The organism is Acidovorax sp. sif0632 (assembly GCF_019218805.1).
GTDB lineage: Bacteria > Pseudomonadota > Gammaproteobacteria > Burkholderiales > Burkholderiaceae_C > Acidovorax > Acidovorax facilis.
In genome coordinates, this window is sequence record NZ_JAHUWW010000004.1 from 153,201 (window position 1) to 178,904 (window position 25,704).

General features: G+C 61.9%; 27 protein-coding genes and 1 tRNA gene. 17 read left to right on the forward strand and 11 right to left on the reverse strand.

What is annotated here, in order from left to right; genetic code table 11:
- The first annotated feature begins 49 nt into the window (after nucleotides 1-49).
- From KW832_RS14380 to KW832_RS14410, 7 genes are all read left to right on the forward strand, one after another.
- Nucleotides 50-979 (forward strand): branched-chain amino acid ABC transporter permease, encoded by a 930-nt coding sequence (locus tag KW832_RS14380; RefSeq protein ID WP_055403068.1) that lies wholly within the window; start codon nucleotides 50-52, stop codon nucleotides 977-979.
- A gap of 13 nt (nucleotides 980-992) precedes the next feature.
- On the forward strand, nucleotides 993-2,069 hold the full coding sequence (locus tag KW832_RS14385; protein WP_218300476.1) for an ABC transporter ATP-binding protein: 1,077 nt from the start codon (nucleotides 993-995) through the stop codon (nucleotides 2,067-2,069).
- A gap of 20 nt (nucleotides 2,070-2,089) precedes the next feature.
- Nucleotides 2,090-2,884 carry an ABC transporter ATP-binding protein gene (locus tag KW832_RS14390; RefSeq protein ID WP_055403064.1) on the forward strand — a complete coding sequence of 265 codons (795 nt, stop codon included), beginning with the start codon at nucleotides 2,090-2,092 and terminating at the stop codon, nucleotides 2,882-2,884.
- A 2-nt stretch (nucleotides 2,885-2,886) separates the two neighbouring features.
- On the forward strand, nucleotides 2,887-3,615 hold the full coding sequence (locus KW832_RS14395; protein WP_218300477.1) for an ABC transporter ATP-binding protein: 729 nt from the start codon (nucleotides 2,887-2,889) through the stop codon (nucleotides 3,613-3,615).
- Between the two features lie 220 nt (nucleotides 3,616-3,835).
- Nucleotides 3,836-4,198 carry a DMT family protein gene (locus tag KW832_RS14400; RefSeq protein WP_218300674.1) on the forward strand — a complete coding sequence of 121 codons (363 nt, stop codon included), beginning with the start codon at nucleotides 3,836-3,838 and terminating at the stop codon, nucleotides 4,196-4,198.
- A gap of 148 nt (nucleotides 4,199-4,346) precedes the next feature.
- Entirely contained in the window at nucleotides 4,347-4,994 is a 648-nt protein-coding gene (locus tag KW832_RS14405; protein WP_055403060.1) for a DUF47 domain-containing protein, read from the forward strand.
- Nucleotides 4,995-5,012: 18 nt separating this feature from the next.
- Complete coding sequence (locus KW832_RS14410; RefSeq protein ID WP_055403058.1) at nucleotides 5,013-6,023, forward strand: inorganic phosphate transporter; 1,011 nt, start codon at nucleotides 5,013-5,015, stop codon at nucleotides 6,021-6,023.
- Between the two features lie 113 nt (nucleotides 6,024-6,136).
- On the opposite strand, the gene KW832_RS14415 is transcribed toward KW832_RS14410, so the two are convergent.
- Both KW832_RS14415 and KW832_RS14420 read right to left on the reverse strand, forming a co-directional pair.
- Nucleotides 6,137-6,583 carry a TM2 domain-containing protein gene (locus KW832_RS14415; RefSeq protein ID WP_055403056.1) on the reverse strand — a complete coding sequence of 149 codons (447 nt, stop codon included), beginning with the start codon at nucleotides 6,581-6,583 and terminating at the stop codon, nucleotides 6,137-6,139.
- A 106-nt stretch (nucleotides 6,584-6,689) separates the two neighbouring features.
- Nucleotides 6,690-7,211, reverse strand: a complete 522-nt coding sequence (locus KW832_RS14420) for a GNAT family N-acetyltransferase (RefSeq protein WP_055403054.1) — start codon at nucleotides 7,209-7,211, stop codon at nucleotides 6,690-6,692.
- A gap of 147 nt (nucleotides 7,212-7,358) precedes the next feature.
- Here KW832_RS14420 and rpsP point away from each other — a divergent pair, with 147 nt between their 5' ends.
- The 6 genes from rpsP (at nucleotide 7,359) to KW832_RS14450 (ending at nucleotide 11,408) form a co-directional block, all read left to right on the forward strand.
- Nucleotides 7,359-7,610, forward strand: a complete 252-nt coding sequence (gene rpsP, locus KW832_RS14425; RefSeq protein ID WP_008904984.1) for a 30S ribosomal protein S16 — start codon at nucleotides 7,359-7,361, stop codon at nucleotides 7,608-7,610.
- Between the two features lie 75 nt (nucleotides 7,611-7,685).
- The gene (gene rimM, locus KW832_RS14430; RefSeq protein ID WP_218300478.1) at nucleotides 7,686-8,255 is read left to right on the forward strand and encodes a ribosome maturation factor RimM; all 570 of its coding nucleotides are present in this window, start codon (nucleotides 7,686-7,688) and stop codon (nucleotides 8,253-8,255) included.
- Between the two features lie 29 nt (nucleotides 8,256-8,284).
- Complete coding sequence (gene trmD / locus KW832_RS14435) at nucleotides 8,285-9,043, forward strand: tRNA (guanosine(37)-N1)-methyltransferase TrmD (RefSeq protein WP_218300675.1); 759 nt, start codon at nucleotides 8,285-8,287, stop codon at nucleotides 9,041-9,043.
- A gap of 128 nt (nucleotides 9,044-9,171) precedes the next feature.
- Nucleotides 9,172-9,561 (forward strand): 50S ribosomal protein L19, encoded by a 390-nt coding sequence (gene rplS, locus KW832_RS14440; protein ID WP_055403050.1) that lies wholly within the window; start codon nucleotides 9,172-9,174, stop codon nucleotides 9,559-9,561.
- Between the two features lie 83 nt (nucleotides 9,562-9,644).
- Nucleotides 9,645-10,364, forward strand: a complete 720-nt coding sequence (locus KW832_RS14445; protein WP_218300479.1) for a CoA pyrophosphatase — start codon at nucleotides 9,645-9,647, stop codon at nucleotides 10,362-10,364.
- A gap of 57 nt (nucleotides 10,365-10,421) precedes the next feature.
- The gene (locus tag KW832_RS14450; RefSeq protein ID WP_055403047.1) at nucleotides 10,422-11,408 is read left to right on the forward strand and encodes a CobD/CbiB family protein; all 987 of its coding nucleotides are present in this window, start codon (nucleotides 10,422-10,424) and stop codon (nucleotides 11,406-11,408) included.
- A gap of 121 nt (nucleotides 11,409-11,529) precedes the next feature.
- Here KW832_RS14450 and rsgA read toward each other — a convergent pair whose 3' ends face one another.
- From rsgA to KW832_RS14465, 3 genes are read right to left on the reverse strand one after another with little or no spacing between them, the layout of a single operon-like run.
- Complete coding sequence (gene rsgA, locus KW832_RS14455; protein ID WP_218300480.1) at nucleotides 11,530-12,474, reverse strand: ribosome small subunit-dependent GTPase A; 945 nt, start codon at nucleotides 12,472-12,474, stop codon at nucleotides 11,530-11,532.
- Between the two features lie 29 nt (nucleotides 12,475-12,503).
- Nucleotides 12,504-12,839 carry a 4a-hydroxytetrahydrobiopterin dehydratase gene (locus KW832_RS14460; protein ID WP_218300481.1) on the reverse strand — a complete coding sequence of 112 codons (336 nt, stop codon included), beginning with the start codon at nucleotides 12,837-12,839 and terminating at the stop codon, nucleotides 12,504-12,506.
- The gene (locus KW832_RS14465; RefSeq protein WP_218300482.1) at nucleotides 12,836-14,143 is read right to left on the reverse strand and encodes a M48 family metallopeptidase; all 1,308 of its coding nucleotides are present in this window, start codon (nucleotides 14,141-14,143) and stop codon (nucleotides 12,836-12,838) included. The genes KW832_RS14460 and KW832_RS14465 overlap by 4 nt, the downstream gene beginning before the upstream one ends.
- 37 nt (nucleotides 14,144-14,180) lie before the next feature.
- Here KW832_RS14465 and orn point away from each other — a divergent pair, with 37 nt between their 5' ends.
- The 3 genes from orn to KW832_RS14480 all read left to right on the forward strand — a co-directional run bounded on the left by orn (nucleotide 14,181) and on the right by KW832_RS14480 (nucleotide 18,563).
- Nucleotides 14,181-14,759: an oligoribonuclease gene (gene orn, locus KW832_RS14470; RefSeq protein WP_218300483.1), complete on the forward strand. Its 579-nt coding sequence runs from the start codon at nucleotides 14,181-14,183 to the stop codon at nucleotides 14,757-14,759.
- Between the two features lie 310 nt (nucleotides 14,760-15,069).
- Nucleotides 15,070-16,953 carry a DEAD/DEAH box helicase gene (locus KW832_RS14475; RefSeq protein WP_176886719.1) on the forward strand — a complete coding sequence of 628 codons (1,884 nt, stop codon included), beginning with the start codon at nucleotides 15,070-15,072 and terminating at the stop codon, nucleotides 16,951-16,953.
- A gap of 143 nt (nucleotides 16,954-17,096) precedes the next feature.
- Complete coding sequence (locus tag KW832_RS14480; protein ID WP_305000483.1) at nucleotides 17,097-18,563, forward strand: sensor domain-containing diguanylate cyclase; 1,467 nt, start codon at nucleotides 17,097-17,099, stop codon at nucleotides 18,561-18,563.
- A 383-nt stretch (nucleotides 18,564-18,946) separates the two neighbouring features.
- On the opposite strand, the gene KW832_RS14485 is transcribed toward KW832_RS14480, so the two are convergent.
- From KW832_RS14485 to KW832_RS14500, 4 genes are all read right to left on the reverse strand, one after another.
- The gene (locus tag KW832_RS14485; protein ID WP_218300676.1) at nucleotides 18,947-20,179 is read right to left on the reverse strand and encodes a multidrug effflux MFS transporter; all 1,233 of its coding nucleotides are present in this window, start codon (nucleotides 20,177-20,179) and stop codon (nucleotides 18,947-18,949) included.
- Between the two features lie 82 nt (nucleotides 20,180-20,261).
- Nucleotides 20,262-21,428 (reverse strand): cellulose synthase complex periplasmic endoglucanase BcsZ, encoded by a 1,167-nt coding sequence (gene bcsZ, locus KW832_RS14490; RefSeq protein ID WP_218300484.1) that lies wholly within the window; start codon nucleotides 21,426-21,428, stop codon nucleotides 20,262-20,264.
- Nucleotides 21,429-21,656: 228 nt separating this feature from the next.
- Nucleotides 21,657-21,732 (reverse strand) — tRNA-Lys (locus KW832_RS14495).
- Between the two features lie 84 nt (nucleotides 21,733-21,816).
- Complete coding sequence (locus tag KW832_RS14500; protein WP_218300485.1) at nucleotides 21,817-22,701, reverse strand: NAD(P)-dependent oxidoreductase; 885 nt, start codon at nucleotides 22,699-22,701, stop codon at nucleotides 21,817-21,819.
- 129 nt (nucleotides 22,702-22,830) lie between these two features.
- Between KW832_RS14500 and KW832_RS14505 the strand changes: the two genes are divergently transcribed.
- Complete coding sequence (locus KW832_RS14505) at nucleotides 22,831-23,712, forward strand: alpha/beta hydrolase (protein WP_218300486.1); 882 nt, start codon at nucleotides 22,831-22,833, stop codon at nucleotides 23,710-23,712.
- A gap of 30 nt (nucleotides 23,713-23,742) precedes the next feature.
- On the opposite strand, the gene KW832_RS14510 is transcribed toward KW832_RS14505, so the two are convergent.
- Nucleotides 23,743-24,720 carry a GMP reductase gene (locus KW832_RS14510; protein WP_121420842.1) on the reverse strand — a complete coding sequence of 326 codons (978 nt, stop codon included), beginning with the start codon at nucleotides 24,718-24,720 and terminating at the stop codon, nucleotides 23,743-23,745.
- 225 nt (nucleotides 24,721-24,945) lie between these two features.
- A complete protein-coding gene (locus tag KW832_RS14515) occupies nucleotides 24,946-25,665 on the reverse strand; it encodes a hypothetical protein (protein WP_218300487.1) in 720 nt (239 codons plus the stop codon).
- Nucleotides 25,666-25,704: the final 39 nt, after the last annotated feature.

The window sequence follows — 25,704 nt, forward strand, 5'->3', positions numbered from 1 at the left end:
GATTCCGGTGCCAAAGCGGTGGGTACGTTACAAACGAAGGACTTCTCTTATGGACATTTTGCTGCAACAGATCATCAACGGTCTGGTACTCGGCAGCATGTACGCCTTGATAGCCTTGGGCTACACGATGGTGTACGGCATTATTCAGCTGATCAATTTCGCCCACGGCGAAGTGCTCATGATCGGGGCTCTGACCAGTTGGAGCTGTATAGGAATGATGCAGGCTGCAATGCCTGGCGCCCCGGGCTGGCTCATCCTGCTGCTGGCCACCCTCATTGCCTGCGTGGTTGCCGCAACGCTCAATTTTGTGATCGAGAAGGTGGCCTACCGCCCTCTGCGCAACAGTCCTCGTCTCGCCCCCCTGATCACCGCCATCGGCATGTCGATCCTGCTGCAGACGCTGGCCATGATCATCTGGAAGCCCAACTACAAGCCCTATCCCACGATGTTGCCCAGCGCGCCGTTCGAGGTGGGTGGCGCTTACATCACCCCCACACAGATCCTGATCCTGGGCGTGACCGCTGTTGCCCTGGCCTCGCTGGTGTACCTGGTGAACCATACCAACCTGGGCCGCGCGATGCGCGCCACGGCTGAGAACCCCCGCGTTGCTTCCCTGATGGGCGTCAAGCCCGACATGGTGATTTCCGCCACCTTCATCATCGGCGCCATTCTGGCCGCCGTGGCCGGCATCATGTATGCCTCCAACTACGGCACGGCGCAGCACACCATGGGCTTCCTGCCGGGCCTCAAGGCCTTCACGGCGGCGGTGTTCGGCGGCATTGGCAACCTGGCCGGTGCAGTGGTGGGCGGCATTTTGCTGGGTCTCATCGAAGCCATCGGCTCGGGCTACATCGGCACGCTCACGGGCGGTCTGCTGGGCAGCCACTACACCGACATCTTTGCGTTCATCGTGCTCATCATCATCCTGACGCTGCGTCCTTCGGGCCTGCTGGGTGAGCGTGTGGCCGATCGCGCCTGAGGAGCCTCACACCATGAAGAACACCAAAACCAACTGGATCATCGGCGCCGTCGCGCTGCTGGTGCTGCCGCTGATCCTGCAATCCTTCGGCAATGCCTGGGTGCGTATCGCCGACCTGGCGCTGCTGTATGTGCTGCTGGCCCTGGGCCTAAACATCGTGGTGGGCTACGCCGGCCTGCTGGACCTGGGCTACGTGGCGTTCTACGCCGTGGGTGCCTACCTGTTTGCCTTGATGGCCTCGCCGCACCTTGCGGACAACTTTGCGGCGTTTGCCGCCATGTTCCCCAACGGCTTGCACACCTCGCTGTGGCTGGTGATACCGGTGGCGGCGTTACTGGCGGCGTTCTTCGGAGCGCTTTTGGGGGCGCCCACGCTCAAGTTGCGCGGGGACTACCTGGCCATCGTGACCTTGGGCTTCGGCGAAATCATCCGTATCTTCCTGAACAACCTGGACCACCCCGTCAACCTGACCAACGGCCCCAAGGGCCTGGGCCAGATCGACTCGGTCAAGATTTTTGGCCTGGACCTGGGCAAGCGCCTGGAGGTGTTCGGCTTTGATATCAGCTCCGTCACGCTGTACTACTACCTGTTCCTGGTTCTGGTGGTGGTCTCCATCGTTATTTGCTATCGCCTGCAGGACTCGCGCATCGGCCGCGCCTGGATGGCCATCCGTGAAGACGAAATCGCCGCCAAGGCCATGGGCATCAACACCCGCAACATGAAGCTGCTGGCCTTCGGCATGGGCGCTTCGTTTGGCGGCGTGTCGGGTGCGATGTTCGGTGCGTTCCAGGGCTTTGTGTCGCCCGAGTCGTTCAGCCTGATGGAGTCGGTCATGATCGTCGCCATGGTGGTGCTGGGCGGTATCGGCCACATTCCCGGCGTGATCCTGGGTGCCGTGCTGCTGTCGGCCTTGCCCGAAGTGCTGCGCTACGTGGCAGGCCCGCTGCAGGCCATGACGGACGGCCGTCTGGACTCTGCCATCCTGCGCCAGCTGCTGATCGCACTGGCCATGATCATCATCATGCTGATGCGTCCCCGTGGTCTGTGGCCAGCGCCCGACCATGGCAAGAGCCTCACGCAGAAGACCTGAACACCGCAGAAAGTTAGAACATGGCAGAGAACATTCAGAAATCAGCCAGCGACGTGGTGCTGCGGGTTGCAGGTATTTCCAAGCGTTTTGGTGGCCTGCAAGCCCTCTCCGACGTGGGCATCACCATCGAGCGTGGCCAGGTCTATGGCCTGATCGGTCCCAACGGCGCGGGCAAGACCACGTTCTTCAACGTGATCACCGGCCTTTACACCCCCGACAGCGGCACCTTTGAGCTCGCCGGCAAGCCTTACGAGCCCACGGCCGTGCATGAAGTGGCCAAGGCGGGCATTGCCCGCACCTTCCAGAACATCCGCCTGTTTGCAGAAATGACGGCGCTGGAAAATGTAATGGTGGGCCGCCACATCCGCACCAAGTCCGGCCTGCTGGGTGCGGTGCTGCGCACCAAGGGTTTCAAGGAAGAAGAGCTGGCCATTGCCAAGCGCGCGCAGGAACTGCTCGACTACGTGGGCATTGGCAAGTTCGCCGACTACAAGGCGCGTACCCTCTCCTATGGTGACCAACGCCGCCTGGAGATCGCCCGCGCCCTGGCCACCGATCCGCAACTGATTGCGCTGGACGAGCCCGCAGCCGGCATGAACGCCACCGAAAAGGTGCTGCTGCGCGAGCTGATCGACCGCATCCGCAACGACAACCGCACCATCTTGCTCATCGAGCACGACGTGAAGCTGGTGATGGGCCTGTGCGACCGCGTGACGGTGCTCGACTACGGCAAGCAGATCGCCGAAGGTACGCCTGCCACCGTGCAGAAGAACGAAAAAGTGATTGAGGCCTATCTGGGCACCGGAGGACATTGAGAATGGCCGAAAAATCCAACAAGATACTGCTGCAGGTCAAGGGCCTGAAAGTGGCCTACGGCGGTATCCAGGCCGTGAAGGGCGTGGACTTTGAAGTGCGCGAGGGGGAATTGGTTTCGCTGATCGGCTCCAACGGCGCTGGCAAGACCACCACCATGAAGGCGATCACCGGCACCCTGGGCATGAACGATGGCGACATCCATTACCTGGGTGAAAGCATCAAGGGCAAAGGCGCCTGGGATCTGGTGAAGAAGGGTCTTGTGATGGTGCCGGAAGGTCGGGGCGTGTTCGCTCGCATGACCATCACCGAGAACCTGCAGATGGGCGCCTACACGCGCCGCGACAAGGCAGGCATCCTGGCCGACATCGAAAAGATGTTCACCATCTTCCCGCGCCTGCGCGAACGCAAGGACCAGCTCGCTGGCACCATGTCGGGCGGTGAACAGCAGATGCTGGCCATGGGCCGTGCGCTGATGAGCCAGCCCAAGGTGCTGCTGCTGGACGAGCCCTCCATGGGTCTGTCGCCCATCATGGTGGACAAGATCTTTGAAGTGGTGCGCGATGTGTACGCCCTGGGCGTCACCATTTTGCTGGTGGAGCAGAACGCGAGCCGGGCGCTGGCAATTGCCGACCGTGGCTACGTAATGGAGTCCGGCCTGATCACCATGGCCGGCCCCGGCCAGGAACTCCTGAACGATCCCAAGGTGCGCGCCGCCTACCTGGGCGAATAAGGCAACACCCCCGCCCGGCCCGCCCTGCGTGGGGCAGGTGCATGGTGCGTCGCACAAGGCACTGCCACACGGCGGTGCCTTTTTTTTGGCGCAGGCGTTGGTGTTTGTATGGATTGATTGCTATGTTTTTTATAGCTTATGGCGGATGTGTATCCAGCGCCAGATGCCAATTTTGTTCATAATTTGCGCCCACCCCGCCACCACCTGTCGCCGCATGTCGATGTCCGCTCTGCAATCCTTGCCCGTATCACTCCTGACCGTGTTGCTGCTGATTGCCAGCAACGTTTTCATGACCTTTGCCTGGTACGGGCACCTCAAGAACCTGGCCACGTCACCCTGGTACACCGCAGCGCTGGTGAGTTGGGGCATTGCATTGTTCGAGTACCTGCTGCAGGTGCCTGCCAACCGGATCGGGTTTACCCAGTTCAACGTGGGGCAGCTCAAGATCATGCAGGAGGTGATCACGCTGGCGGTGTTTGTGCCGTTCGCGGTGTTCTACATGGGCCAGCCCCTGAAGTGGGACTACCTCTGGGCAGGCCTGTGCCTGGTGGGTGCTGTGTATTTCATTTTCCGCAGTGCCTGATGAATGGTGCGTGTTGCCCGGTATCCGCGCCGGGCGCCCGTGGCTGCGGGTGAGGGCGGCCGGTTAAACTCACCTGTCACTTAAAAGTCATGGTTTTGTCATGGCTTTGTCTCATTTTCTAAAAATCGATACCGATCCAGGAGCCTCCATGCTGTTTGCCAAGCTGTTGCCACGCGAAGGCAATTTTTTCGAAATGTTCAACCAGCATGCAGACCGCATCGTCGAGGCGGCCCGGGCTTTCTCGCAACTGGTGGCCAACTACAGCGACCCGCACCTGCGCGACAAATACAACCAGGATGTGGACAACGCCGAGCGTGCTGCCGACCGCGTGACGCACGAGGTGAACAAGGCCATCCACAAGACCTTCATCACCCCGATTGACCGCGAGCAGATCCACACGCTGATCAACACCATGGACGATGTGGCCGATCTGATCCAGGACTCTGCCGAGACCATGGCGCTGTACGACGTGCGCCACATGACGGAAGAGATCACCCGCCTGACCGACCTGAGCCTCAAGTGCTGCGAACGCCTGCGTGATGCCGTCAAGTTGCTCGACAAGATCGCCGATCCGGCCGTGGCTGAAGCCGCGCTCAAGACCTGCGAAGAGATCGACAAGCTCGAATCCGACGCCGACCGCGTGATGCGCAGCGCCATGAGCAAGCTCTTCCGTGAAGAGCCCGATGTGCGCGAGGTGATCAAGCTCAAGGCCATCTACGAGCTGCTGGAGACCATCACCGACAAGTGCGAGGACGTGGCCAATTGCATCGAGGGCATCGTCCTCGAAAACTCCTGATCCGGCAGGCTGACCAGTATGGAAACCGTACAAACGGCCCTCTGGGTTGTGGTTCTGCTCGTGGCACTGGCGATCCTGTTCGACTTCATGAACGGGTTTCATGATGCTGCCAATTCGATTGCCACGGTGGTGTCCACCGGCGTGCTCAAGCCCGCACAGGCGGTGCTGTTCGCCGCGTTCTTCAACTTTGTAGCGATCTTTGTCTTCCACCTGAGCGTGGCCGCTACGGTGGGCAAGGGCATCGTGCAGCCTGGCATCGTGGACACTCATGTGGTGTTTGGTGCCTTGGTGGGCGCCATCACCTGGAACGTCATCACCTGGTACTACGGCATCCCCAGCAGCTCATCGCATGCGCTCATCGGCGGCATCGTGGGGGCGGTGATCGCCAAGGCGGGTGCCAGCGCGCTGATCTCCACCGGCATCCTCAAGACCGTGGCGTTCATCTTCGTTTCGCCCTTGCTCGGCTTCCTGCTGGGCTCTCTCATGATGGTGGCTGTGGCGCACATCTTTCGGCGAACGCGGCCAAGCCGGGTGGACAAATGGTTCCGGCGCCTGCAGCTCGTGTCCGCAGGGGCCTACAGCCTGGGCCACGGGGGCAACGATGCGCAAAAGACCATCGGCATCATCTGGCTGCTGCTGATTGCCACAGGGTATTCGTCGGCAAGCGATGCTTCGCCACCCACCTGGACGATTGTCAGCTGCTACGTGGCTATCGGCCTGGGAACCATGTTCGGCGGCTGGCGCATCGTGAAAACCATGGGCCAGAAGATCACCAAGCTCAAGCCCGTGGGCGGCTTCTGTGCCGAGACGGGCGGGGCGCTGACCCTGTTCCTGGCAACAACGCTGGGTATTCCGGTGTCCACCACCCACACCATCACAGGCGCCATCGTGGGCGTGGGCTCCACGCAGCGCGCCAGCGCAGTGCGCTGGGGCGTGGCAGGCAATATCGTCTGGGCGTGGATCTTGACCATCCCCGCCAGTGCGTTTGTGGCTGCCGTGGCGTACTGGATCAGTCTGCAGATATTCTGAATGCCCTGATTCCTGATTTGCTATTGAATGTATAGCTAATTAGGCAATATGGAAAAGCGCCAACGCCCCATTTGAATGTGGATTCAATGGGGCGTTCGCTTGGTGGGTGTCGGTCACTGCGAGATCTTGCGAGCTTCCTCGATCTGGTACTCGAAGTACCGTTGGAAGCTGAACGCGAGGCTGGCCATCAGCACCGCCGTGCCCACCAACAGCGAGACCACGATGGCGCCGATGGTGATCCATTGGGTCCTGCCCGCTGGGGCGTCGGGTGCGGCCGTGGGGTTGTAGCGCGCGTTCCACGCCTCGGGCGTCTTGAGTGCAAACAGGATGGCTTGCAAGGCGCAGCCCGCAATCGTGAAGCCCAGCAAAGGAATCAGCATCCAGCTGGTGTGGTCGTCCTGGCCGAGCTGCTGCACGCGCTGGATGCCGTAGATACCGAGGGCCGTCGGTATCGGGAGCAGCCAGCCCAGCATGTCGGTGATCCCGTGCAGGTAAAAGCGGTGAAGGCCCAGCGGCCCGCCCACGAAGGCAAGCCATGCCGCCAAAGTTTTGTTTTTCATGGGGCATTATTCATCGTCGGGCCGCCCCAAGATGAACAAGTGGTCTCCAAGGGGGCCGCTTCGGAGGGCTGCGCTCTGTGCTGCGGGGCGAGCATGGGGTCCGTTTTCATTCGGGCGATGTGGTGTCGCCCGCGCCCAGGGTTTTCTCCATGAGCACGATGTCGCGCCAAGCGCCGAACTTCCATCCCACCGAACGCATGACACCCACGTCGGTGAAGCCCAGCGCCCGGTGCACACCGATCGAGCCCGCGTTGGCCGAGTCGCCAATCACGGCCAGCAGCTTGCGTACCCCAGCTGCTTCGGCCTGGGCCGCCAGCTCGGTCAGCAGCTTGCGGCCCAGGCCCATGCCACGGGCGCTGTCGGCCACGTAGATCGAGTCCTCGGCAGAGAACCGGTAGGCTGGACGGGGCTTGAACCAGTTGGCATAGGCATAGCCCAGCACCTGGCCGTCCTTTTCGGCCACCAGCCAGGGCAGGCCCCGGGCCAGCACGTCGGCACGGCGGCCTGCCATGTCGGCTTCAGATGGTGGATCGATCTCGAAGGTACCTGTACCGTGAAGCACATGGTGTTGGTAAATGGCCGTGATGGCGGGAATATCGCTGTCGGTGCTGGAACGAATTTTGGGCATGGAAGAGGGAAATGGATATAATCGCGGGCTTTGCAGCGTGTCGCTGGCCGGGTGGCCATGTCGCGTGTCTCAAGCGTTGCGAATATGGTTGCGAACACAGTGGCTCAAGGCAAATGTTGCCGGAGTTCACCACCCGAAGGATAAATCATGGTCGTCATTCGACTCTCCCGCGGCGGCTCCAAGGGCCGTCCTTTCTTCAACATCGTCGTTGCTGACAAGCGCGTGCGCCGTGATGGCCGCTTCATCGAGCGCATCGGCTTCTACAACCCCACCGCCAAGGAATCCGAAGAAGGCCTGCGCATCGTGCAAGACCGTCTGACGTACTGGAAGAGCGTGGGCGCCCAGTCCTCCCCTACCGTGGACCGCCTGATCAAGCAAGCCGCCAAGAAGGCTGCTTAAAGCTCCCTGAAAAGGGCGGGTTTCGTCGGCATGCCTGGCGAAACCCGCCCTTTTCCTATTCTGGAATCCCCTGCCATGGCCACCAACCTGACCCTCGAACCCGCAGAGCTGCCCACAGACGCCGTTGAAGTGGGGCGCATTGCCGATGCCTGGGGTGTCAAGGGCTGGTTCAAGGTGTTGTCGCACAGCAGCAGCCCTGAGGCGCTGTTTTCGTCCAAACGCTGGTACCTGCAGCCTTCCGAGCGCGGCGCCAAGACCTTTGCGGGCACCGTTTTGTTGTCCATCCGCCAGGCCAAGGACCATTCGGACACCGTGGTTGCCTGGGCGCAGGGCATTGATGACCGCGATGCCGCCGAAGCCTTGCGCGGCGCGCGCATCTTTGTGCCGCGCTCCAGCTTTCCGTCCACCACGGAGGGCGAGTACTACTGGATCGATCTGATCGGTCTTGCGGTCGTCAACCGCGAAGGTGTGGCGCTGGGGCAGGTGCAGGAATTGATGTCCACCGGTCCGCAGACGGTGCTGGTGTTGACTTATGAGAAGGACGGCAAGGCACAGGAGCGGATGATCCCTTTTGTCTCGGCCTTCATTGACAACGTGGACTTGGCCGAAAAGCGCATCACGGTGGACTGGCAGCCGGACTACTGATCGGAACTCCCGCCTTGGCGCCGCCCACCATGCGCTTTGACATCATCACCCTGTTCCCCGAGCTGTTTGCGCCGTTCCTGGCCAGCGGCGTGACCCGCCGCGCGTATGCCGGCGGCCAGGTCGATGTACGCCTGTGGAACCCGCGCGACTATGCCGATGGCAACTACCGCCGTGTCGATGACCGGCCCTTTGGCGGCGGGCCGGGCATGGTGATGATGGCTGAGCCCCTCGCCAGGTGTCTTGCATCTATCCGGGTGGAGCGCGGTGAGGCCGAGAGTAGTGAGGCGCCGCTGGTCCTTTTTTCGCCCATTGGCGAAACGCTGAACCACGCTGCCGTGGAGCGCTGGTCTGCAAGTACGGGTGCAATCCTGCTGTGCGGGCGCTATGAAGGCATTGACCAGCGCTTCATCGATACCCATGTCGATCTGCAGATGAGTCTGGGCGACTTTGTGCTGTCGGGTGGCGAAATCGCCGCCATGGCCCTGCTGGACGCTGTGGCGCGCTTGCAGCCCGGTGTGCTCAATGATGAGGGCAGCCACCAGCTCGACAGCTTCAACCCGGCGCTCGACGGCCTGCTCGATTGCCCGCACTACACGCGCCCTGAAGAATGGGCAGGGCAGCAGGTGCCTGCCGCGCTGATGTCTGGCCACCATGCGCAGATCGAGCGCTGGCGGCGCGACCAGCGCCTGGCCACCACGGCCCGGCACAGGCCCGATCTCATCGAGGCGGCGCGCAAAGCAGGGCATCTGGCCGCTGCGGATGAAGCAGTATTGGCCAAGCTCACCTGAATTGCTATAATCAAAGGCTTTTCGATCCTCTGGCCGGCCGTTTTGACAGGGAGTTCTCCCGCAAAACACTGAGACGTCAATCCCGACGCAGCCATTTTTGGCGCGGACAAGATCGTTGGATATCAAACATGAACCTGATTCAGACCCTGGAAGCGGAAGAAATCGCCCGCTTGAACAAGACCATCCCCGAATTCGCCCCTGGTGACACCGTCATCGTGAGCGTGAACGTGGTGGAAGGTACCCGTAAGCGCGTGCAGGCCTACGAAGGTGTGGTGATTGCCAAGCGCAATCGCGGCCTGAACAGCGGCTTCACCGTGCGCAAGATCTCCAGCGGCGAAGGCGTGGAGCGTACGTTCCAGACCTACAGCCCCCTGATCGCCAGCATTGAAGTCAAGCGCCGTGGTGATGTGCGCCGTGCCAAGCTGTACTACCTGCGTGACCGCAGCGGCAAGTCGGCACGTATCAAGGAAAAGCTGCCTTCGCGTGTCAACAAGGCTGCAGCCGCCACCGCCGCATAAGGCGCAGGCTCGACCTCACAAGCCGCTACAGCGTCTGCCTGTAGCGGCTTTTTGTTTTTTGGCTTGTTCACCTCCCCCTTCTTGTGGACCCTTCTTCCAGTCCTGCTGTCTCGTCGGTGATCGCTCCTTTGTCGAACCTGCCCGACTTTGACCCCCGCCTTGTTCCGGTGGTGGGGGTGGATGCGCACCTGCCTGCGGTGCCGGTTCAGGCGCAGACCGCTGAAGCGCTGCGGGCGCGTTTCGCGCACCCGCCGCAGTGGGAGCCTGAGGTGCTGCTGGAAAAGAAGTTCATGAACCGCGAGCCCGCCCGTGCGTCGGTGCTGATTGCCATCGTGCTGCGCGAACAGCCCATGGTGCTGTTGACCGAACGCACGGCCCACCTGTCCACCCATTCGGGGCAGGTGGCCTTCCCCGGTGGGCGGGCAGACGCGGGAGATGCAACGCCTGCCGACACGGCCTTGCGCGAGGCGCAGGAAGAGGTGGGGCTTGCTCGGGATTTTGTCGAAGTGCTCGGCACGTTGCCAATCTATGTCACAGGCTCATCGTTCATCATCACGCCCGTGGTAGCGCTGGTGCAGCCGGACTGCGTGCTCCAACCCAATCCGTATGAAGTGGCGGACCTTTTCGAGGTGCCGCTCGATTTTCTGCTCAACCCCGCCAACCACCGGCGCCATGTGTTCGACCGGGATGGCGTACACCGGGAGTGGTTCTCGATGCCCTACCAGGACGGCGGCAAGAACCATTACATCTGGGGTGCGACAGCAGGCATGCTGCGCAACTTCTACCGTTTCATGCAGGCGTAAACCGGGCCCGCGTGCGATAGGGTGCATCGGGGCAAAGCACCAGTATCATTGCCCCCCATGAGTTTCTTCGCCATCCTGTTCGCTCTGCTGATCGAGCAGGCCCGCCCGCTGGCACGCAGCAATCCCATTCATGCGGGTCTGCGAGCGTGGGCGCTGTCCGTGAGCCGCAATTTTGATGCGGGCAAGCCGCACCACGGCTGGGTGGCCTGGAGCCTTGCGGTGCTGGTTCCCGCCCTGGTGACCCTGGCCATTCACTGGCTATTGCTTTGGGGGCTGGGGTGGCCCTTTGCGGTGCTGTGGAGTGTGGCAGTGCTGTACATCACGCTCGGGTTTCGGCAGTTCAGCCACCACTTCACGGGCATCCGCGACGCGTTGGAGGAGGGCGATGAAGATGCTGCCCGCGAGCGCCTGGCCCACTGGCAGCAGGTGGATGTGGGGGCGCTGCCGCGCAGCGAGATCGTGCGCCATGTGATCGAGTATTCAGTGTTGGCGGCCCACCGGCATGTGTTCGGCGTGTTGGCATGGTTCTCCGTGCTGGCTGCCCTGGGCCTGGGGCCGACCGGGGCTGTTCTGTACCGGTTGGCTGAGTTTGTATCGCGCTATTGGCATTACAAGCAGCGCACGGGCGCCCAGCCTGCCAGCGCCTCCCTGCAGCAGGCCTCTGCGCAGGCGTGGACTGCCATCGACTGGCTTCCGGCCCGGCTCACGGCACTGAGCTTTGCGGTGGTGGGCAGCTTTGAAGAGGCGATTGAGGGCTGGCGGTTTCACGCACAGCGTTTCCCCAATGACAACGACGGCGTGGTGCTGGCCGCCACGGCAGGTGCCATCAATGTACGCCTGGGGGGCGAGGCACTGAAGGCGCGCACTGAATTGCACGCGCCACAGGGCCTGGAGATCGACGCCGACATGGGCGACAGCGATTCCACCCCCGGCCGCGAGCCCGAGGTGGGCCACCTGCGCAGCGTTGTGGGGTTGGTGTGGCGCTCGGTGGTGGTGTGGATGCTGCTGCTGGCGTTGCTCACGCTAGCGCGTTTGCTGGGGTAGCTGGCAAGCCCCCTGAACCGCAGTGCGGCTTCCATCGGACAGGGGCGCACCCTCAACCATGCAAGCTAGTTCCACGGGTGCGCTGGTTTCCGCCGCGGCAGTGGTGGAGGCCGCGCTCGGCTCAGTACCGGGTGTGGCGCAGTTCTTCAAATAAATCGCTATAAATTTTATAGCGTGTTGCGCTTATACCGCCTGCGCTGGGGCCCAGTTTGAATGCATCCAGCACGCCACAGCCCGGCTCGTGCAGGTGCGTGCAGTTGTAGAACTTGCAGGCTGTCGCATGTGCTGCAATGTCGGGCATGCAGGCTGCCAGTTGCATGGGGGCAATGTGGTGCAGCCCAAACTCCTGAAAGCCTGGTGAATCGATGAGCGCGGTGGTACGGGCCTTGTCCATCCAGTACCAGTGCGTGCTGGTGGTGGTGTGTTTGCCCGAGTTCAGCGCCTGCGAGATTTCACCGGTGAGCACGGAAGCGCCTGGCACCAGCAGATTGATGAGGGTGCTCTTGCCGGACCCTGAGGGCCCCAGCACCAGCGTGGTCTTGCCCTGAAGGTGCTCCATCAGCAGCGCGCGGTCCACGTCGCTGGAGAGCGCCAGCGACAGCGGTAGCACGCCATAGTGCTTGCCGGCGCCCATGTGCCGGTAGGGCAGCAAGCGCTCCCAGGCGCGGGCGAAAGGTTCGACCAGATCGCTCTTGTTGAGTGCAATGATGGGCTTGATGCCCTCGGCCTCGGCGGCAATCAGGGCGCGGGCTAGCTGGCTTTCCGAAAACACCGGCTCTGCCGCGATCAGGATGAGCACCTGGTCGAGGTTGGCGGCAAACGACTTGGTGCGGATCTCGTCCTGTCGGTAAAAGAGGTTGCGCCGTTCCTTGACCTTTTCGATGGTGCCCTCTTCGCCCTGGCCGGGCGGGGGCGCCTGCCACAGCACATGGTCGCCCACCACTGCCTGGCTCTTTTTGCCGCGTGGGTGGCAGATGCGGCGTTCGCCGTCGGGCGTCTCCACCATGCAGTGGCGCCCATGGCTGGCGACCACGGTGCCGTCCATGAGCGCGCTGCGTTCAGCCATGGGAGCCTGTGGTGCGCAAGGTCATGGGGTCAGGCCACCAGGGCATCGAACTGCGTTGCGCACTCGAAATCCGTGGATGAAATGCCATGCACGTCGTGCGTGTTCAGGCGCACCACGCAGCGGCTGTAGTGCACCGACAGATCGGGGTGGTGATCCTGGGCATTGGCAATGAAGGCCAAGGCGTTCACGAACGAGATGGTCTCGTAGTAGTTGGCGAAATGGTAGGTCTTCTCAATGGCGACGTTAGCGCCATCGCCCGTCAGGCTCCAGCCTTCGAGTTTGGCCAGGTTTGCTACAACTTCGGTAGCTGTCAACGCACGACGGGTAAGCGTTGACCAGTCTTTTTTCTTCAACATGGTAGTCATGGATGGGAGGGGTTGTGCATGCGCGCCAGCCGCTCGGTGGCGGGTGGGTGCGAGTAGTAGAACTTCACGTACACCGGGTCGGGTGTGAGCGTGGAGGCATTATCTTCGTAGAGCTTGAGCAGGGCGGAGGACAGGTCGGCGCCGCTGGCCTGGGCGACGGCGTAGGCGTCTGCCTGGAATTCGTGGCGGCGCGAAAGTTGCGAGAACAGCGGCGAGATGAAAAACGTGAATACTGGCACCACAAGCATGAAAAGCAGCAGGGCCAATGCGTCATTGGGGGCTGCGGCCAGGGTGGGGTCCAGCGAGATACTCGGCCGCACGCCCAGGCCGGTGTAGAACCACACCTGGTTGGAGAGCCAGCCCAGCAGTGCAAAGCCTGCCAAGCTCAATGCGAACATGGTCACGATACGCTGGATGATGTGGCGGTGCTTGAAATGCCCCAGCTCATGGGCCAGCACCGCCTCGACCTCGCCCGGGGCCAGCTGGCGCAAGAGGGTGTCGTAAAACACCACGCGCTTTGCTGCGCCAAAGCCCGTGAAGTAGGCGTTGGCATGCGCGCTGCGGCGGCTGCCGTCCATCACGAACAGCCCTTTGGCCGAGAAGCCGCAGCGCTGCATGAGGGCAGTGACGCGGGCCTTGAGCGATTCGTCTTCGAGGGGCTGGAACTTGTTGAACAGCGGGGCGATGAAGGTGGGATACACCACCATCAGCAGCAGATTGAAACCCATCCAGAAGCACCAGGCCCACAGCCACCACAGCGGGCCGGTTGCCCCCATGATCCACAGGATCAGCGCGGCGATGGGCAGGCCGATGAGTGCGCCGACCAGCAGGCCCTTGAGCGCATCGGCAAGCCACAGGCGCCAGGTCATCTTGTTGAAACCAAAGCGCTCTTCCACGACGAAGGTCTGGTACAGCGACAGCGGCAGGTCGATCAGGCCGCTGATGGCGGCGAAGGCGGTCAGCAGCGCCAACTGCTGCCACATCCCGCCGCCCAGGGCGCTGAGCAGGGCCTGATTCAGCACATCCAGTCCACCCAGCAGTGTCCAGCCCAGCAGCACGGCCGCACCCAGTGCCATTTCCAGCAAGCCCAGGCGCGCCTTGGTGATCGTGTAATCCGCGGCCTTCTGGTGCGCCGCCAGCGCGATGCGTTCGGCAAATGGTGCGGGAACGTCGCTGCGGTGTCGCGCCACATGCCGGATCTGGCGCGTAGCCAGCCAGAACTTGAGCACAAGGCCCAGGGTGAGAGCTGCGGCAAACGCAAGCGTCAGCGCCAGGGCGGGAGAGAAGGCGTCGGAAGTGGGCATGAGCGGCGAGTTTAGGCCATCGGCGACAATGCGCGCCATGTCAGAAGCCAACAACCCCACCCCTCACGCACTTGCCAAATCCGACCAGAACCTGGTCTGGCTCGATTGCGAAATGACAGGCCTGGAGCCCGATACCGACCGCCTTCTTGAAATCGCCGTCATCGTGACGGGACCGAGCCTGGAGCCGCGCATCGAGGGGCCAGTTTTTGCGATCCACCAGTCCGATGAACTGCTGGGCAAGATGGATGCCTGGAACAAGGGCACCCACGGTCGCAGCGGCCTCATCGACAAGGTGAAGGCCTCGACCGTGACGGAGGAGGAGGCAGAGAAGCAGATCATTGCCTTCCTGAGCAAGTACGTTCCCAAAGGGACTGCGCCTATGTGCGGCAACAGCATCGGCCAGGACCGGCGCTTTCTGGTGCGCTATATGCCCAAGCTGGAGCGATTCTTCCATTACCGCAACGTGGACGTGAGCACCCTTAAGGAATTGGCCAAGCGCTGGAAGCCCGAGGCCTACACCAGCTTCAAGAAAGCGCAGAAGCACACGGCCCTGGCAGACGTGCATGAGTCCATTGACGAACTGGCGCACTACCGCAAGCACCTGCTTTCGGTGTGACGGATTCCGGGGAGGGCGGCTGAAGACCTTGTGGGTTTGTATCGCAAGAACTGAGAGGGGCTTGCGGGAAAATACCTATCCATGCCATAATCAGCGGCTGCGCAGGAATCCATTCCTCGCAGATTGTGCATCTCCCCTCACACACCGGGCTTGCCAGCCGACTGTTTTCAACGCAGTGCAGGACTAGCGAACAACGCCCACCAGCATCCGCCCAGAGCAATGCAGGTTTCGTTTGATGGTTGATGTTTTTTAACCATTGACGAAGCCACTCGCAGGCTACGCTTGCGATCGTCTTCGTGAGAGAAAAATCATGACCGACACCTCTTTGGTGCAGGGCGAATTCGCGCCTGCTGACACTTCCTTTGCTGCCGACATTTCCGTGCAGTCTTCCCCTCTGGATGCCGTGGTAGCAGCTGCCACCGAGGCCGACGTTGCCGTGACCGCGGAACCCAACGGCTTTATCGAACTGGGCCTGGCCCCTGAACTCGTGCAAGCCGTAGCTGACTTGGGCTACACCCAGCCCACCAGCGTGCAGCTCAAGGCCATTCCCTTGGCCATGGGCGGTGGCAATGACTCCACCAAGTTCATCGACTTGATGGTTTCCAGCCAGACCGGCAGCGGCAAGACTGCCGCCTTCCTGCTGCCCGTGCTGCACACGCTGATCAACCAGCAGGCTGCTGCCGAAGCCGAAGAACGCGCTGCTTTCGAGCGCGCTGTGGCCGAAGCTGCCGCCCGTGGTGAGCCTGCCCCCAAGCGCGCCAAGCGCAAGGACCCCACTAGCTCGCGCAATTTCAAGGCCGCCACCCCTGGTGCCCTGATTCTGTGCCCCACGCGTGAACTGGCGCAGCAAGTCGCGCACGATGCTATCGACCTGGTCAAGCACTGCCGTGGCCTGCGTGTCGCTAACGTGGTGGGTGGCATGCCTTACCAATTGCAGATCGCCAAGCTGCAAAACGCCGACCTGGTGGTGGCCACCCCTGGCCGCTTGCTGGACCTGCAGCGCTCGATGCAGATCAAGCTCGACAAGGTGCAGTTCCTGGTCGTTGACGAAGCCGACCGCATGCTCGACCTGGGTTTCTCGGACGACCTGGCCGAACTGAACCAGCTGACTGCCCAGCGCAAGCAGACCATGATGTTCAGCGCCACCTTCGCGCCCCGCATCCAGCAGTTGGCCATGCGCGTGATGCACGACGGAGGTTCGTCTGTGCAGAAGGTCACCATTGACTCTCCGCAAGAGAAGCATGCCAACATCAAACAAATGCTGTACTGGGCCGACAACGCCCAGCACAAGCGCAAGATGCTGGACCACTGGCTGCGTGACACCACGATCAACCAAGCCATCGTTTTTGCCAGCACCCAGGTGGAGTGCGATGGCCTGGCCAACGACCTGCAGCAAGAAGGCTTTTCGGCTGTTGCATTGCACGGTGCCCTCAGCCAGGGTTTGCGCAATCGCCGTTTGATGGCATTGCGCGCTGGTCAGGTGCAGATTCTGGTGGCTACCGACGTGGCAGCACGTGGCATCGATGTACCCACGATCACCCATGTTTTCAACTTCGGCCTGCCCATGAAGGCCGAGGACTACACCCACCGCATTGGCCGTACTGGCCGTGCGGGCCGCGATGGCCTGGCCATCACGTTTGCCGAGTTCCGCGATCGCCGCAAGATCTACGACATTGAGTCGTACAGCCGCCAGCAGTTCAAGGCCGAAGTGATTCCCGGCATGGAGCCCTCGCAGCGCGCGCCGCAGGCACCTCGCGGTGGCGATTTTGGTGGTGGCCGTGGCGCCCCGGGCCGTTCGTACGACAACCGTGACAACCAGTCGCGTGGCCGCTTCGGTGGTCCCGCACGTGGTGGCAATGACCGTGGTGGTTTCGGTGGTGGCTTTGGCGGTGGTTTCGCTGGCCGTGACAACCGTGGTGCTCCTGCACGTGGTGAAGGCGCTGGCGGTTTTGCGGGTCGTGATGACCGTGGGGGTGACCGTAGTTTCGCGCCGCGTCGTGATGGTGAAGGCTATGGCCGCAAACCTGGTTTTGGTGACGCAGGCCGTGGCAGCTTTGCGCCCCGTGGTGATGCAGGTGCACCGCGTGGTGATTTCGCTCCCCGCAAGCCAGCGTTTGCCAAGCCAGCTGGTGGCGGCGGCAAGCCGTTCGTGGCACACGATGCCCGCAAGCGCCCTGCGCGCCCCGCGCGCTGATCGCTGACAGGTCTGTGGCGCTAGCGCCACCCCTGTTGCAAAGGCCGGTACCGCAAGGTGCTGGCCTTTTTTGTTGTTGTGGGGACCCTGGACCAAGAATGCGCAGAGTAGCTCGACAATAATTGCCTAGGGAGGAATCTGCAGTGTCGTCTTCGTTATCTTCCGAGGCAGACTTTGAACACATGTTCGAACTGGCGCCTGTGTCTCTCTGGCTGGAGGACTACAGCGCCCTGAAGCAACTTTTTGATCGCTGGCGCGCTGCGGGGGTTTCCGATCTTCGTGCCCACCTTGCTCAGGACTCCGCAAGGGTGCGGCAATGCAGCGCTGCCCTCAAGGTGTTGAAAGTCAATCGCCGCACGCTGGAGTTGTTTGCGGCCGAAAACCAACAGGTGCTTGAAGCGAATCTGGACCAGGTCTTCAGGGATGACATGCACGATGCGGTCTTCCATGAGCTGGCGGCGCTGTGGTCCGGGCAGCTGGAGTTTTCGAACCAGACTGTCAACTATGCGCTGGATGGCCGGCGTCTTGACGTTCAGATTCGCGCACGCATCCTTCCAGGGTATGAAGCGGATTGGAGCCGCGTTCTGCTTTCGCTGGAAGACATCACGGCCCAAGTGCGGAGTGCCAGCCAACTTCGGCGCAGCGAACAATATGCACGGGATTTGTTCGAGCACTCCCCGGTCTCGTTGTGGGTCGAGGATTTCAGTGCCGTGAAAAGCCTGCTCGACGGTGTTCGCGCGCAGGGCATTGACGATTTCAAGACCTTCATCACGGTGCACCCTGAATTCGTCACGCGCTGCATGCAGGAGATTCGCGTGATCGATGTCAACCAGCAGACGTTGCGTATGTTCGGTGCGTCCAGCAAGGAGATGCTTCTGAACAACATCGGGCGGGTGTTTAGGGGTGAGATGCATGAGTCCTTCGCGGACCAGTTGCTGGACCTGTGGGAGGGCAAGACCTTTCAGCAGCGCGAAGTGGTCAACTACGCGCTGTCGGGGGATGCGGTGCATATCCACATGCAGTTTTCTGTGTTGGCAGACCATCTTGCGGACTGGGGGCTGGTGCTGCTGTCGCTGGTGGACATCACGGCGCGCAAAAAGGCCGAAGCCTACCTGGAGTACCTTGGCAAGCATGACGTCCTGACGCAGCTGCGCAACCGGGCCTTCTATGCGGAAGAACTCAATCGTGTCACCCGCAAGGGGCCGTGGCCTCTGTCCATCATTGCGATTGATCTGAACGGGCTCAAGGTTGTGAACGATGAGCAGGGCCATGCTGCGGGCGATTCCATGCTGCGCAGGGTGGGCGAAGTACTGGCCAAGGCGGTGGACCCGCCAGCCTGCGCCGCGCGCATTGGCGGAGACGAATTCACGGTGTTGCTGCCCGGCATGGACGAGCGCAGCGCCTTTGCGTTGCAGGAGCGCATTCTCTCCATGTTGGACTTGAACAACCAGTTCTATCCGGGTCAGCCTATCAGCCTGGCCATGGGCGTCGCTTCGTGCCGTTCGGGCGACATGGTGGAAGCGGCCATCCATCGTGCCGACCAGGCCATGTATGCCGAAAAAATCCGGTACTACCAGGAAAAAGGGGTGGACCGGCGGCAACTGTCATAGGACCCCTTCCGGGTTGCACGGAAGCTTGGCGTCAGGTGCCGTGGGGTGTACTTCAGAACTCAGCCCGCGTGAACTGCGTAGCCGTAGAGCCACCCGGTTGGCGCCCTGGCTAGAAAGTTGCGCTCCGAGGCATCGATGGCCCCAGTGCCTGGCGGGCGTAGCGGCTTTCCAGAGGCTTCGCCAGGGTGACTACTGTGCCTTTACCTGTGCCTCTACCGCCTTGAACGCTTCGACATCGACAAACTTGCCAAGCTTCCAGTTAGGCTGGGCTTTGTACTCGGGCGCCTGGAATCCCACTCTCGCGGGTGCGCACTGACTTGGCGGGGCGTAGAGTGAGGTCTCATTGTTGCTAGCGCGCAGGGCAATTCACGAACGCCAAGGGCTCAACCTGGCGTTGCAGTCCTTCCAATATCGGGCCAGCGATGGTGCAGATAGATCCAAGCCATCATGCCCACGCACATCATGAGCAGCGATGCGAAGGCCAGCAAGACCGTTGAGTGCATTACCAAAGGGACCAGGATGCCCGCCACAATGCCGTTCGCAGTAGAGCCGACAAACGCTTGCATGGACGAGGCCATGCCGCGGCGCTCGGGGTGAAGGTCCAGCACCAGCAGGGTCACTACCGGCACCATCAGTGCCCAGCCAAACGCAAAGACCGCAATCGGCAGCAGTGACCAGGCCGCGTGCACGGGAAAGAGCAGATTAGCTCCCAGATTGAAGACGGCTACGGTAAACATGATCACAAAGCCGTGCCGTATCTGTCGATTTGGAGCGATCTTGCCGGCCAGACGCCCGCTCAGCCACGCGCCGCCCATGATGCCCGAAATGGTCAGTAGAAAGAACCAGAAGAACTGCGTGGGGGCTAGTGCAAGGTGTTCGCCCAGAAAGGCAGGTGCTGCCAGTACGTACAGGAACATCCCATTGAATGGAACGCCGCTTGCGAGCGCCAGCAGCACAAATCGAGGGCTTGACCCCAGCTGCCAGTACCCCCGCATCAGATGGGGCACATTGAACGGCTGGCGATGCTCGGCCTGCAATGTTTCGGGCAGGAGCCTGAAGTTTGCGACCCAGAGCACCACACCCACGCAGGTCAGAAACCAGAAGATGCTGTGCCAGCCTGCATGTACAAAGAGCCAGCCGCCCACGATGGGAGCGATGGCTGGGGCTATGCCAAAGTAGATCGTCACTTGGCTCATCACCTGCTGCGCGCGCGCTGGGGGAAACATGTCGCGGATGACCGCACGCGACACCACAATGCCTGCGCCCGTAGACAAGCCCTGCAATGCCCTGAACGCTATGAGCTGGCCGATGCTTTGTGACAGCGCGCATCCAGCCGAGGCCAGCGTGAACATGGCGATCCCGCACAGGACCACCGGTCGCCGGCCAAAGCTGTCTGCGAGTGCTCCATGGAAGAGGTTCATGAACGCAAAACCAAAGAGATAGGCCGAAAGGGTCTGTTGCATCTCCACCGGGGTGGCGCCCAGGGCACTGGCAATGCCTGTGAAGGCAGGTATGTAGGTGTCAATCGAGAAAGGCCCCAGCATGCCCAGTACGGCGAGGAGGGCAGCGAGGGTCCATTGGGGCGCGCGCCAAAGTGTGTGGGCGTTGGGATTCATCGGGTGGGCAACGGGTAGAACATCGGGCGTGGGCAGGGGGCTCGGACAGGGCCGATGACGGCTGTTGCGGCAAGAGCCGCTGTCAGGACTTGGTTCTCTGCGGCAGCAGTTGGCCCCCGGATGAAAACCGGTACCTACCCTCCATCCAGCCCAGTCCGAACAGGGCCAGAGTCTGTTCATAGTACGCCGTGGATCGCACGGGATTCGCGACGAGGCGGCTGAGCTGCGCTTTCAATGCAGCACTATCGCCTTGCGCCTGCAAAAAGGGCAGCATCGCTGCCGTAAAGCCTGCCGGACCAGGGCCTGAGCCCTGTCCTGTCAGTACATCAATCGATTCAGGTGGGTACCCCTGTTCGCGCACGTATCTCGCCATGGGGGCCAATGCAGAAAGCAAGGGCTTGCGGCCAGGTGCGGCAGGGTGCAGCATGCCTGCCCACAGGTAGACGCGAATCGCGTTGTAGGCGCCCTGGCCTTTTTCCTTGCCTTTTTCGTCAATGAGAAAGCCTTGCCGTGCGTCGTACAAGGTCCAGTCAGGGGCGTAGCCTTTGGGGGAGGCTCCCACGATGATTTTTTCAGAACTTTGAATGAGCTGCCTCCAGGCAGGGAGGGGGTAGAGCGTGGCCAGCCGTTGCATGACCTGCAACGGCATGTAGCTTGGGTTGAGCTTCCATCGGCCTTCGGCCTCCACAAAGCCGCTTGGCGCAGGGAGCAGGCTCGGCCCCAGGCCAGGGAGGTCTGCGGTCTCCTCTGCAATGATGCGGGCGGCCAGACGAGCCCCCAAGGCGCGATATTGCGGGGCGTTCCACAGGCGTGCAGCCTCGCCCAGGACATAGGCAATCCAGATGTCAGCGTCGGAGGCCGCATTGCTGTCAATAACGCCCCAGGTTCCGTCCGGCCGACGGCCCCACAGCCACGCGGGCAGGCGTGCGCCCAGGTCTCCACCGCTCAGGTTGTTCTCGGTCCAGCGCAGGAGGGTGCTGAAACCCTTGCGGTCATTGGCGACCAGGGCAAAGAAAAGTCCGTAAGCTTGGCCTTCCGAGTAGGTGCGCCCTCCCTCCCCGTCGTCCGAGATCACCCGGCCTTCCTCGCTGGTGAATTGGGCCTTGAAGGTATCCCATGCAGGCCATTGGCCGCCGCGCGCCAAGCCTGCCACTGCTTGCTCCTGCCCTTGCACGCGTGACAGCGTGGCGGGCGCGAGCAGGCTCAGTCCTGTGAGAAGTGCTGTCCGCCTCAGGAGTATTGGAGTCATGAAAATCCTCGTGTTGCAATACCAACAGGAACGGGTTCTTCTGGATAGCCTATGGTGCACAGCGCATATGTGCGAGCACGATGAGGTTATTTTGTAACCTGAAGATGCTGCTGAGAACGGAGCCGGCCGAGGAAGGGGTGTGTTGTGCCTCTTTCGTAGCCAGAAAAAACAAAAAAGCCGACGCTACATTGAAGTAGCACCGGCTTTGTGCGCCTTGCGGCTTTTGTTTGGTGGGTCCTGAGTGACTCGAACACTCGACCTACGGATTAAGAGTCCGCTGCTCTACCAACTGAGCTAAGAACCCAAACTTTTTATAAATCTGTCTGCATTGCTGCAGAGCCTCGAATTATGCACTAGTTTTTTGTGGCTTGGCAAGCAACCCAGAAAATTATTGCATGGCATTGCGGCTGGCGAGTTCGACAAACAGGCCACTGTGGTCCAGTTCACCCAGGCCATGATCTACGCCTTCGGCATAGAGGGTCTCGAACAGGGCTGTGATGGGCGCGTCGAAGCCGATCTCGCCGGCCGTCGCCAGGGCGTTGCGCATGTCCTTGAGCTGCACGGCCATGCGGCCGCGTGGGGCAAAGTCACGCTCCACCATGCGCTGGCCATGCAGTTGCAGGATGCGGCTGTCTGCAAAACCTCCCTGAATGGCTTCGCGCACCTTGGCCATGTCTGCGCCGCCCTTGGCTGCAAACAGCAATGCCTCGGCCACCGCGCCGATGGTGATGCCCACGATCATCTGGTTGGCCAACTTGGTGAGCTGGCCCGCGCCGTGCGGGCCCACATGGGTGGCGCGGCCGCAGGCGGCGAACACGGGCTGGGCCTGCGCAAAGTCTTCAGGGCGCCCGCCCACCAGGATGGCGAGCGTGCCGTTTTCTGCTCCCACCGTCCCACCTGATACAGGTGCATCCAGGTGGGCCAGGCCCATCTCGCCCAGGCGGGCGGCGTGGTCCCGTGCTTCGCGGGGCTGGATGGAGGCCATGTCGATGAAGAGGGCGCCTTTGCGCATCGCCTTGGCCGTTCCGGATTCGAACAGGACGTGTCCTACGACAGGGCCGTTTTCCAGCAGGCTGATCACCACATCGGCGTTCTGGACCGCTTCGGTGGGCGAGGCATGGACGGTGATGCCAAACGCTGTCAGGGGCTCCGCCTTGGCTCGGGTACGGTTCCACACCTGGACCTGATGGCCGGCTTCCTTGAGGCGGCGTGCGATGGGGCGGCCCATCATGCCAATGCCCAGGACTGCAATGCGAAGCGGGGTGGTGGTCATGGCGTCATTCATCCGGGATCGTTGTCTCTGTGTGCATCATGTGCCTTTTTGGTGCATCACCCTGTCACGGAGCTTGCAGCATGGCTAGATTGGAATGATGATGCCGCACAGCCCCAGGAGACCCTACCCATGACCTTGCCCCTGCATGACCCCGCCTGGCTGGAGCGCATGTACAACAACCGTGCTCTGGTGCCCGACCACATGGACTACCTGCAGCGCTGGGCACGGGATTCTGCGCAGGTGCGGGCCAACGTCCCTTGTGTGCTGGATGTGGCCTATGGCAGCGGTGCAGGGGAAACCCTGGACGTGTTTCCGTCTGCACGTACCACGGGCGGGACGGTGCCTGTTCTGGTGTTCATCCATGGCGGCTACTGGCGGTCGCTCGACAAATCCGATCACTCGTTCATTGCGCCGCCTTTTACCCAGGCCGGTTTTTGTGTGGTGGTGGTGAACTACGCGCTGTGCCCAGGCACCCCCGAGGCGCCGGTGACCATTCCGCACATCGTGCGGCAAATGGAGAAAGCACTGGGTTGGGTGTGGCACCACGTTGCCGCCCATGGGGGCGACCCGAAGCGGATTACCGTGGCAGGGCATTCGGCGGGAGGCCAACTGGCGGCCCTGCTGCTCACCAGTGTGTGGCCGCTGATCGGTGACGGTCTGCCGGATGGGCTGGTGCGCAATGCGCTGTCGATCTCCGGGGTCCACGATCTGGAGCCCATCATGCACACCCCCATGTACCAGACGGTGCTGAACCTCACGGAGCAGCAAGTGCTGCAGTGCAGCCCGGCGCGCCTGCTGGAGCCCGCCATCGGTACGCTCTATTGTGCCGTGGGGGCGGATGAAAGCCCCGAGTTCCTACGGCAGAACCAGTTGATGCAGAACGCCTGGGGCAGCCACTTCGTGCCCCGTAGCGTGGCACTACCCGGACTGCACCACTTCAGCATCGTCGATGCCCTGGCCCAGCCGGGGCACGACCTGCACCACATGGCGCAGAACCTGCTGCGGGCCTGACCTCGCGTTGATCTCGGCCCGGGTGCTGGTTTACATCAGCAGGTGCTCACCCGCGTTGTCGCCGCCCAGGATCACATAGTTGACCTTGCGCACGTCCATCAGCTTGGTGCCGCCAGCGTAGCTGATGGAGCTTTGCACATCCTGCTCCATCTCGATCAGCGTCTCGGCCAGCTTGCCCTTGATGGGCTCCAGAATGCGCTTGCCTTCCACGTGCTTGTACTCGCCCTTGTTGAAGTCGCTGGCTGAGCCGTAGTACTCCTTGAACAGAGCGCCGTCCACCTCCACCGTCTTGCCGGGGGACTCTTCATGGCCTGCGAACAGCGAGCCGATCATCACCATGCTGGCGCCAAAACGGATGCTCTTGGCGATGTCGCCATGGCTGCGGATGCCGCCGTCGGCAATGATGGGTTTGGTGGCCACGCGGGCACACCACTTGAGGGCAGATAGCTGCCAGCCGCCCGTGCCAAAGCCGGTCTTGAGTTTGGTGATGCACACCTTGCCCGGGCCCACGCCTACCTTGGTCGCGTCGGCGCCCCAGTTTTCCAGGTCGATGATGGCTTCAGGCGTGGCCACATTGCCAGCAATCACAAACGCCTTGGGCAGGTGCTGCTTGAGGTAGCCAATCATGTTCTTCACGCTGTCGGCATGCCCATGGGCGATGTCGATGGTGATGTATTCGGGCGTGAGGCCCAGGGCCACCAACTGGTCCACGGTGTCGTAGTCGGGTTGTTTGACGCCCAGTGAGATCGAGGCGTAGCAGCCCTTGGCGTGCATGTCCTTGACGAACTGAATATTGTCCAGGTCAAACCGGTGCATGACGTAGAAGTAGCCGTTCTGGGCCATCCAGGTACAGATCTTTTCGTCCACCACCGTTTTCATGTTGGCGGGTACCACGGGGATGCGGAACGAGCGGCCGCCCAGCTCCACGCTGGCGTCGCATTCCGAGCGGCTTTCCACGCGGCATTTGCGGGGCAGCAGCAAAACGTTGTCGTAATCGAAGATTTCCATGAGATTCCAAGCTCCTTTGAAAAGGTCGCCTGCGAAGGATTTCGCGGGCGTGGGCGCTTGGCTTGGGACCGGCTTTGTGGGCACTGGCGTGGTGGCCAGCTCCGAACCCCGCAGATTGCGCGGGCACAAAAAACCGGGCGTCAAGAAACTTGGGCCCGGTGATTGATTCTACCCGCCTGCCTGGCAGACCCTATAACCGTGCGGGTATGACCGGTATCACCGATGTCATCGGCAGGTGGACTGCGCAGCCGCCAGGACGCTGCCCTGGGCGTCCTGCACCCAGCCCACCATGCGCAGCCGCTCGGCCTGTGCGCCTTCCGGGATGCGCATGGACCGGGTTTCCATCCATTTCACTAGCTCTTTTTTTGATAGCTTGTCGCGCTTTTCCCACGTGCCGTGGAGCATGTTTCGAACCATATTTCGTGCCACTTTCGTGCCTTCGGTGCCTGCAGGCACGGATTCGACAAGCAGCAGGTAAAAGTCCATGGCTCCGGGCGTTGCGACGTTGCGCTGCCCAGCGCGCTGCAGGGGCGCGAACGCGATGGCCGCGCCCAGGTAGTCGTTGAACGGCATGCCGTGGGCCACGCGCAGGCGGGCGGGCGTGGCGGCCTCGATGGCGGCAGTGTGCACATCGGTGGTGACAGGGGGCTTGCGGCCCAGGGTCTGCAGGCGGGCCAGGGCGTCGTTGGTGGCGGCGGCCGACAAGGGCGCGTCGTCACCGGCCTTGCCCGGCACGATCCAGTCCAGCACCGCCACGTCCGCGGTGGCAGAAGGCGCGGGGGTGGCCGCATCGCTCCAGCAGGCTTCGCAGTCGGCACTGATGAAGCGCTCGAAAATGGCCACGGGCTGTGGGATGCCGTCACTGCTGCAACTGGCCTGGGCCAGCGCTGAGGCTGTGTAGGTAAGGACCAGGACGCTGGCCAGGGTGCGGGCAATGTTTTTCATGGTCGGGTGGGGGAGGGCGCCGGGGCGCTTTCTACAATG

Bases quoted from the DNA above. Each gene is read 5' to 3' on its own strand.
- KW832_RS14380 (WP_055403068.1), top strand. From the start codon at position 50: ATGGACATTTTGCTGCAACAGATCATCAACGGTCTGGTACTCGGCAGC.
- KW832_RS14385 (WP_218300476.1), top strand. From the start codon at position 993: ATGAAGAACACCAAAACCAACTGGATCATCGGCGCCGTCGCGCTGCTG.
- KW832_RS14390 (WP_055403064.1), top strand. From the start codon at position 2,090: ATGGCAGAGAACATTCAGAAATCAGCCAGCGACGTGGTGCTGCGGGTT.
- KW832_RS14395 (WP_218300477.1), top strand. From the start codon at position 2,887: ATGGCCGAAAAATCCAACAAGATACTGCTGCAGGTCAAGGGCCTGAAA.
- KW832_RS14400 (WP_218300674.1), top strand. From the start codon at position 3,836: ATGTCCGCTCTGCAATCCTTGCCCGTATCACTCCTGACCGTGTTGCTG.
- KW832_RS14405 (WP_055403060.1), top strand. From the start codon at position 4,347: ATGCTGTTTGCCAAGCTGTTGCCACGCGAAGGCAATTTTTTCGAAATG.
- KW832_RS14410 (WP_055403058.1), top strand. From the start codon at position 5,013: ATGGAAACCGTACAAACGGCCCTCTGGGTTGTGGTTCTGCTCGTGGCA.
- KW832_RS14415 (WP_055403056.1), bottom strand. From the start codon at position 6,583: ATGAAAAACAAAACTTTGGCGGCATGGCTTGCCTTCGTGGGCGGGCCG.
- KW832_RS14420 (WP_055403054.1), bottom strand. From the start codon at position 7,211: ATGCCCAAAATTCGTTCCAGCACCGACAGCGATATTCCCGCCATCACG.
- rpsP (WP_008904984.1), top strand. From the start codon at position 7,359: ATGGTCGTCATTCGACTCTCCCGCGGCGGCTCCAAGGGCCGTCCTTTC.
- rimM (WP_218300478.1), top strand. From the start codon at position 7,686: ATGGCCACCAACCTGACCCTCGAACCCGCAGAGCTGCCCACAGACGCC.
- trmD (WP_218300675.1), top strand. From the start codon at position 8,285: ATGCGCTTTGACATCATCACCCTGTTCCCCGAGCTGTTTGCGCCGTTC.
- rplS (WP_055403050.1), top strand. From the start codon at position 9,172: ATGAACCTGATTCAGACCCTGGAAGCGGAAGAAATCGCCCGCTTGAAC.
- KW832_RS14450 (WP_055403047.1), top strand. From the start codon at position 10,422: ATGAGTTTCTTCGCCATCCTGTTCGCTCTGCTGATCGAGCAGGCCCGC.
- rsgA (WP_218300480.1), bottom strand. From the start codon at position 12,474: ATGGCTGAACGCAGCGCGCTCATGGACGGCACCGTGGTCGCCAGCCAT.
- KW832_RS14460 (WP_218300481.1), bottom strand. From the start codon at position 12,839: ATGACTACCATGTTGAAGAAAAAAGACTGGTCAACGCTTACCCGTCGT.
- KW832_RS14465 (WP_218300482.1), bottom strand. From the start codon at position 14,143: ATGCCCACTTCCGACGCCTTCTCTCCCGCCCTGGCGCTGACGCTTGCG.
- orn (WP_218300483.1), top strand. From the start codon at position 14,181: ATGTCAGAAGCCAACAACCCCACCCCTCACGCACTTGCCAAATCCGAC.
- KW832_RS14475 (WP_176886719.1), top strand. From the start codon at position 15,070: ATGACCGACACCTCTTTGGTGCAGGGCGAATTCGCGCCTGCTGACACT.
- KW832_RS14485 (WP_218300676.1), bottom strand. From the start codon at position 20,179: ATGAATCCCAACGCCCACACACTTTGGCGCGCGCCCCAATGGACCCTC.
- bcsZ (WP_218300484.1), bottom strand. From the start codon at position 21,428: ATGACTCCAATACTCCTGAGGCGGACAGCACTTCTCACAGGACTGAGC.
- KW832_RS14500 (WP_218300485.1), bottom strand. From the start codon at position 22,701: ATGACCACCACCCCGCTTCGCATTGCAGTCCTGGGCATTGGCATGATG.
- KW832_RS14505 (WP_218300486.1), top strand. From the start codon at position 22,831: ATGACCTTGCCCCTGCATGACCCCGCCTGGCTGGAGCGCATGTACAAC.
- KW832_RS14510 (WP_121420842.1), bottom strand. From the start codon at position 24,720: ATGGAAATCTTCGATTACGACAACGTTTTGCTGCTGCCCCGCAAATGC.
- KW832_RS14515 (WP_218300487.1), bottom strand. From the start codon at position 25,665: ATGAAAAACATTGCCCGCACCCTGGCCAGCGTCCTGGTCCTTACCTAC.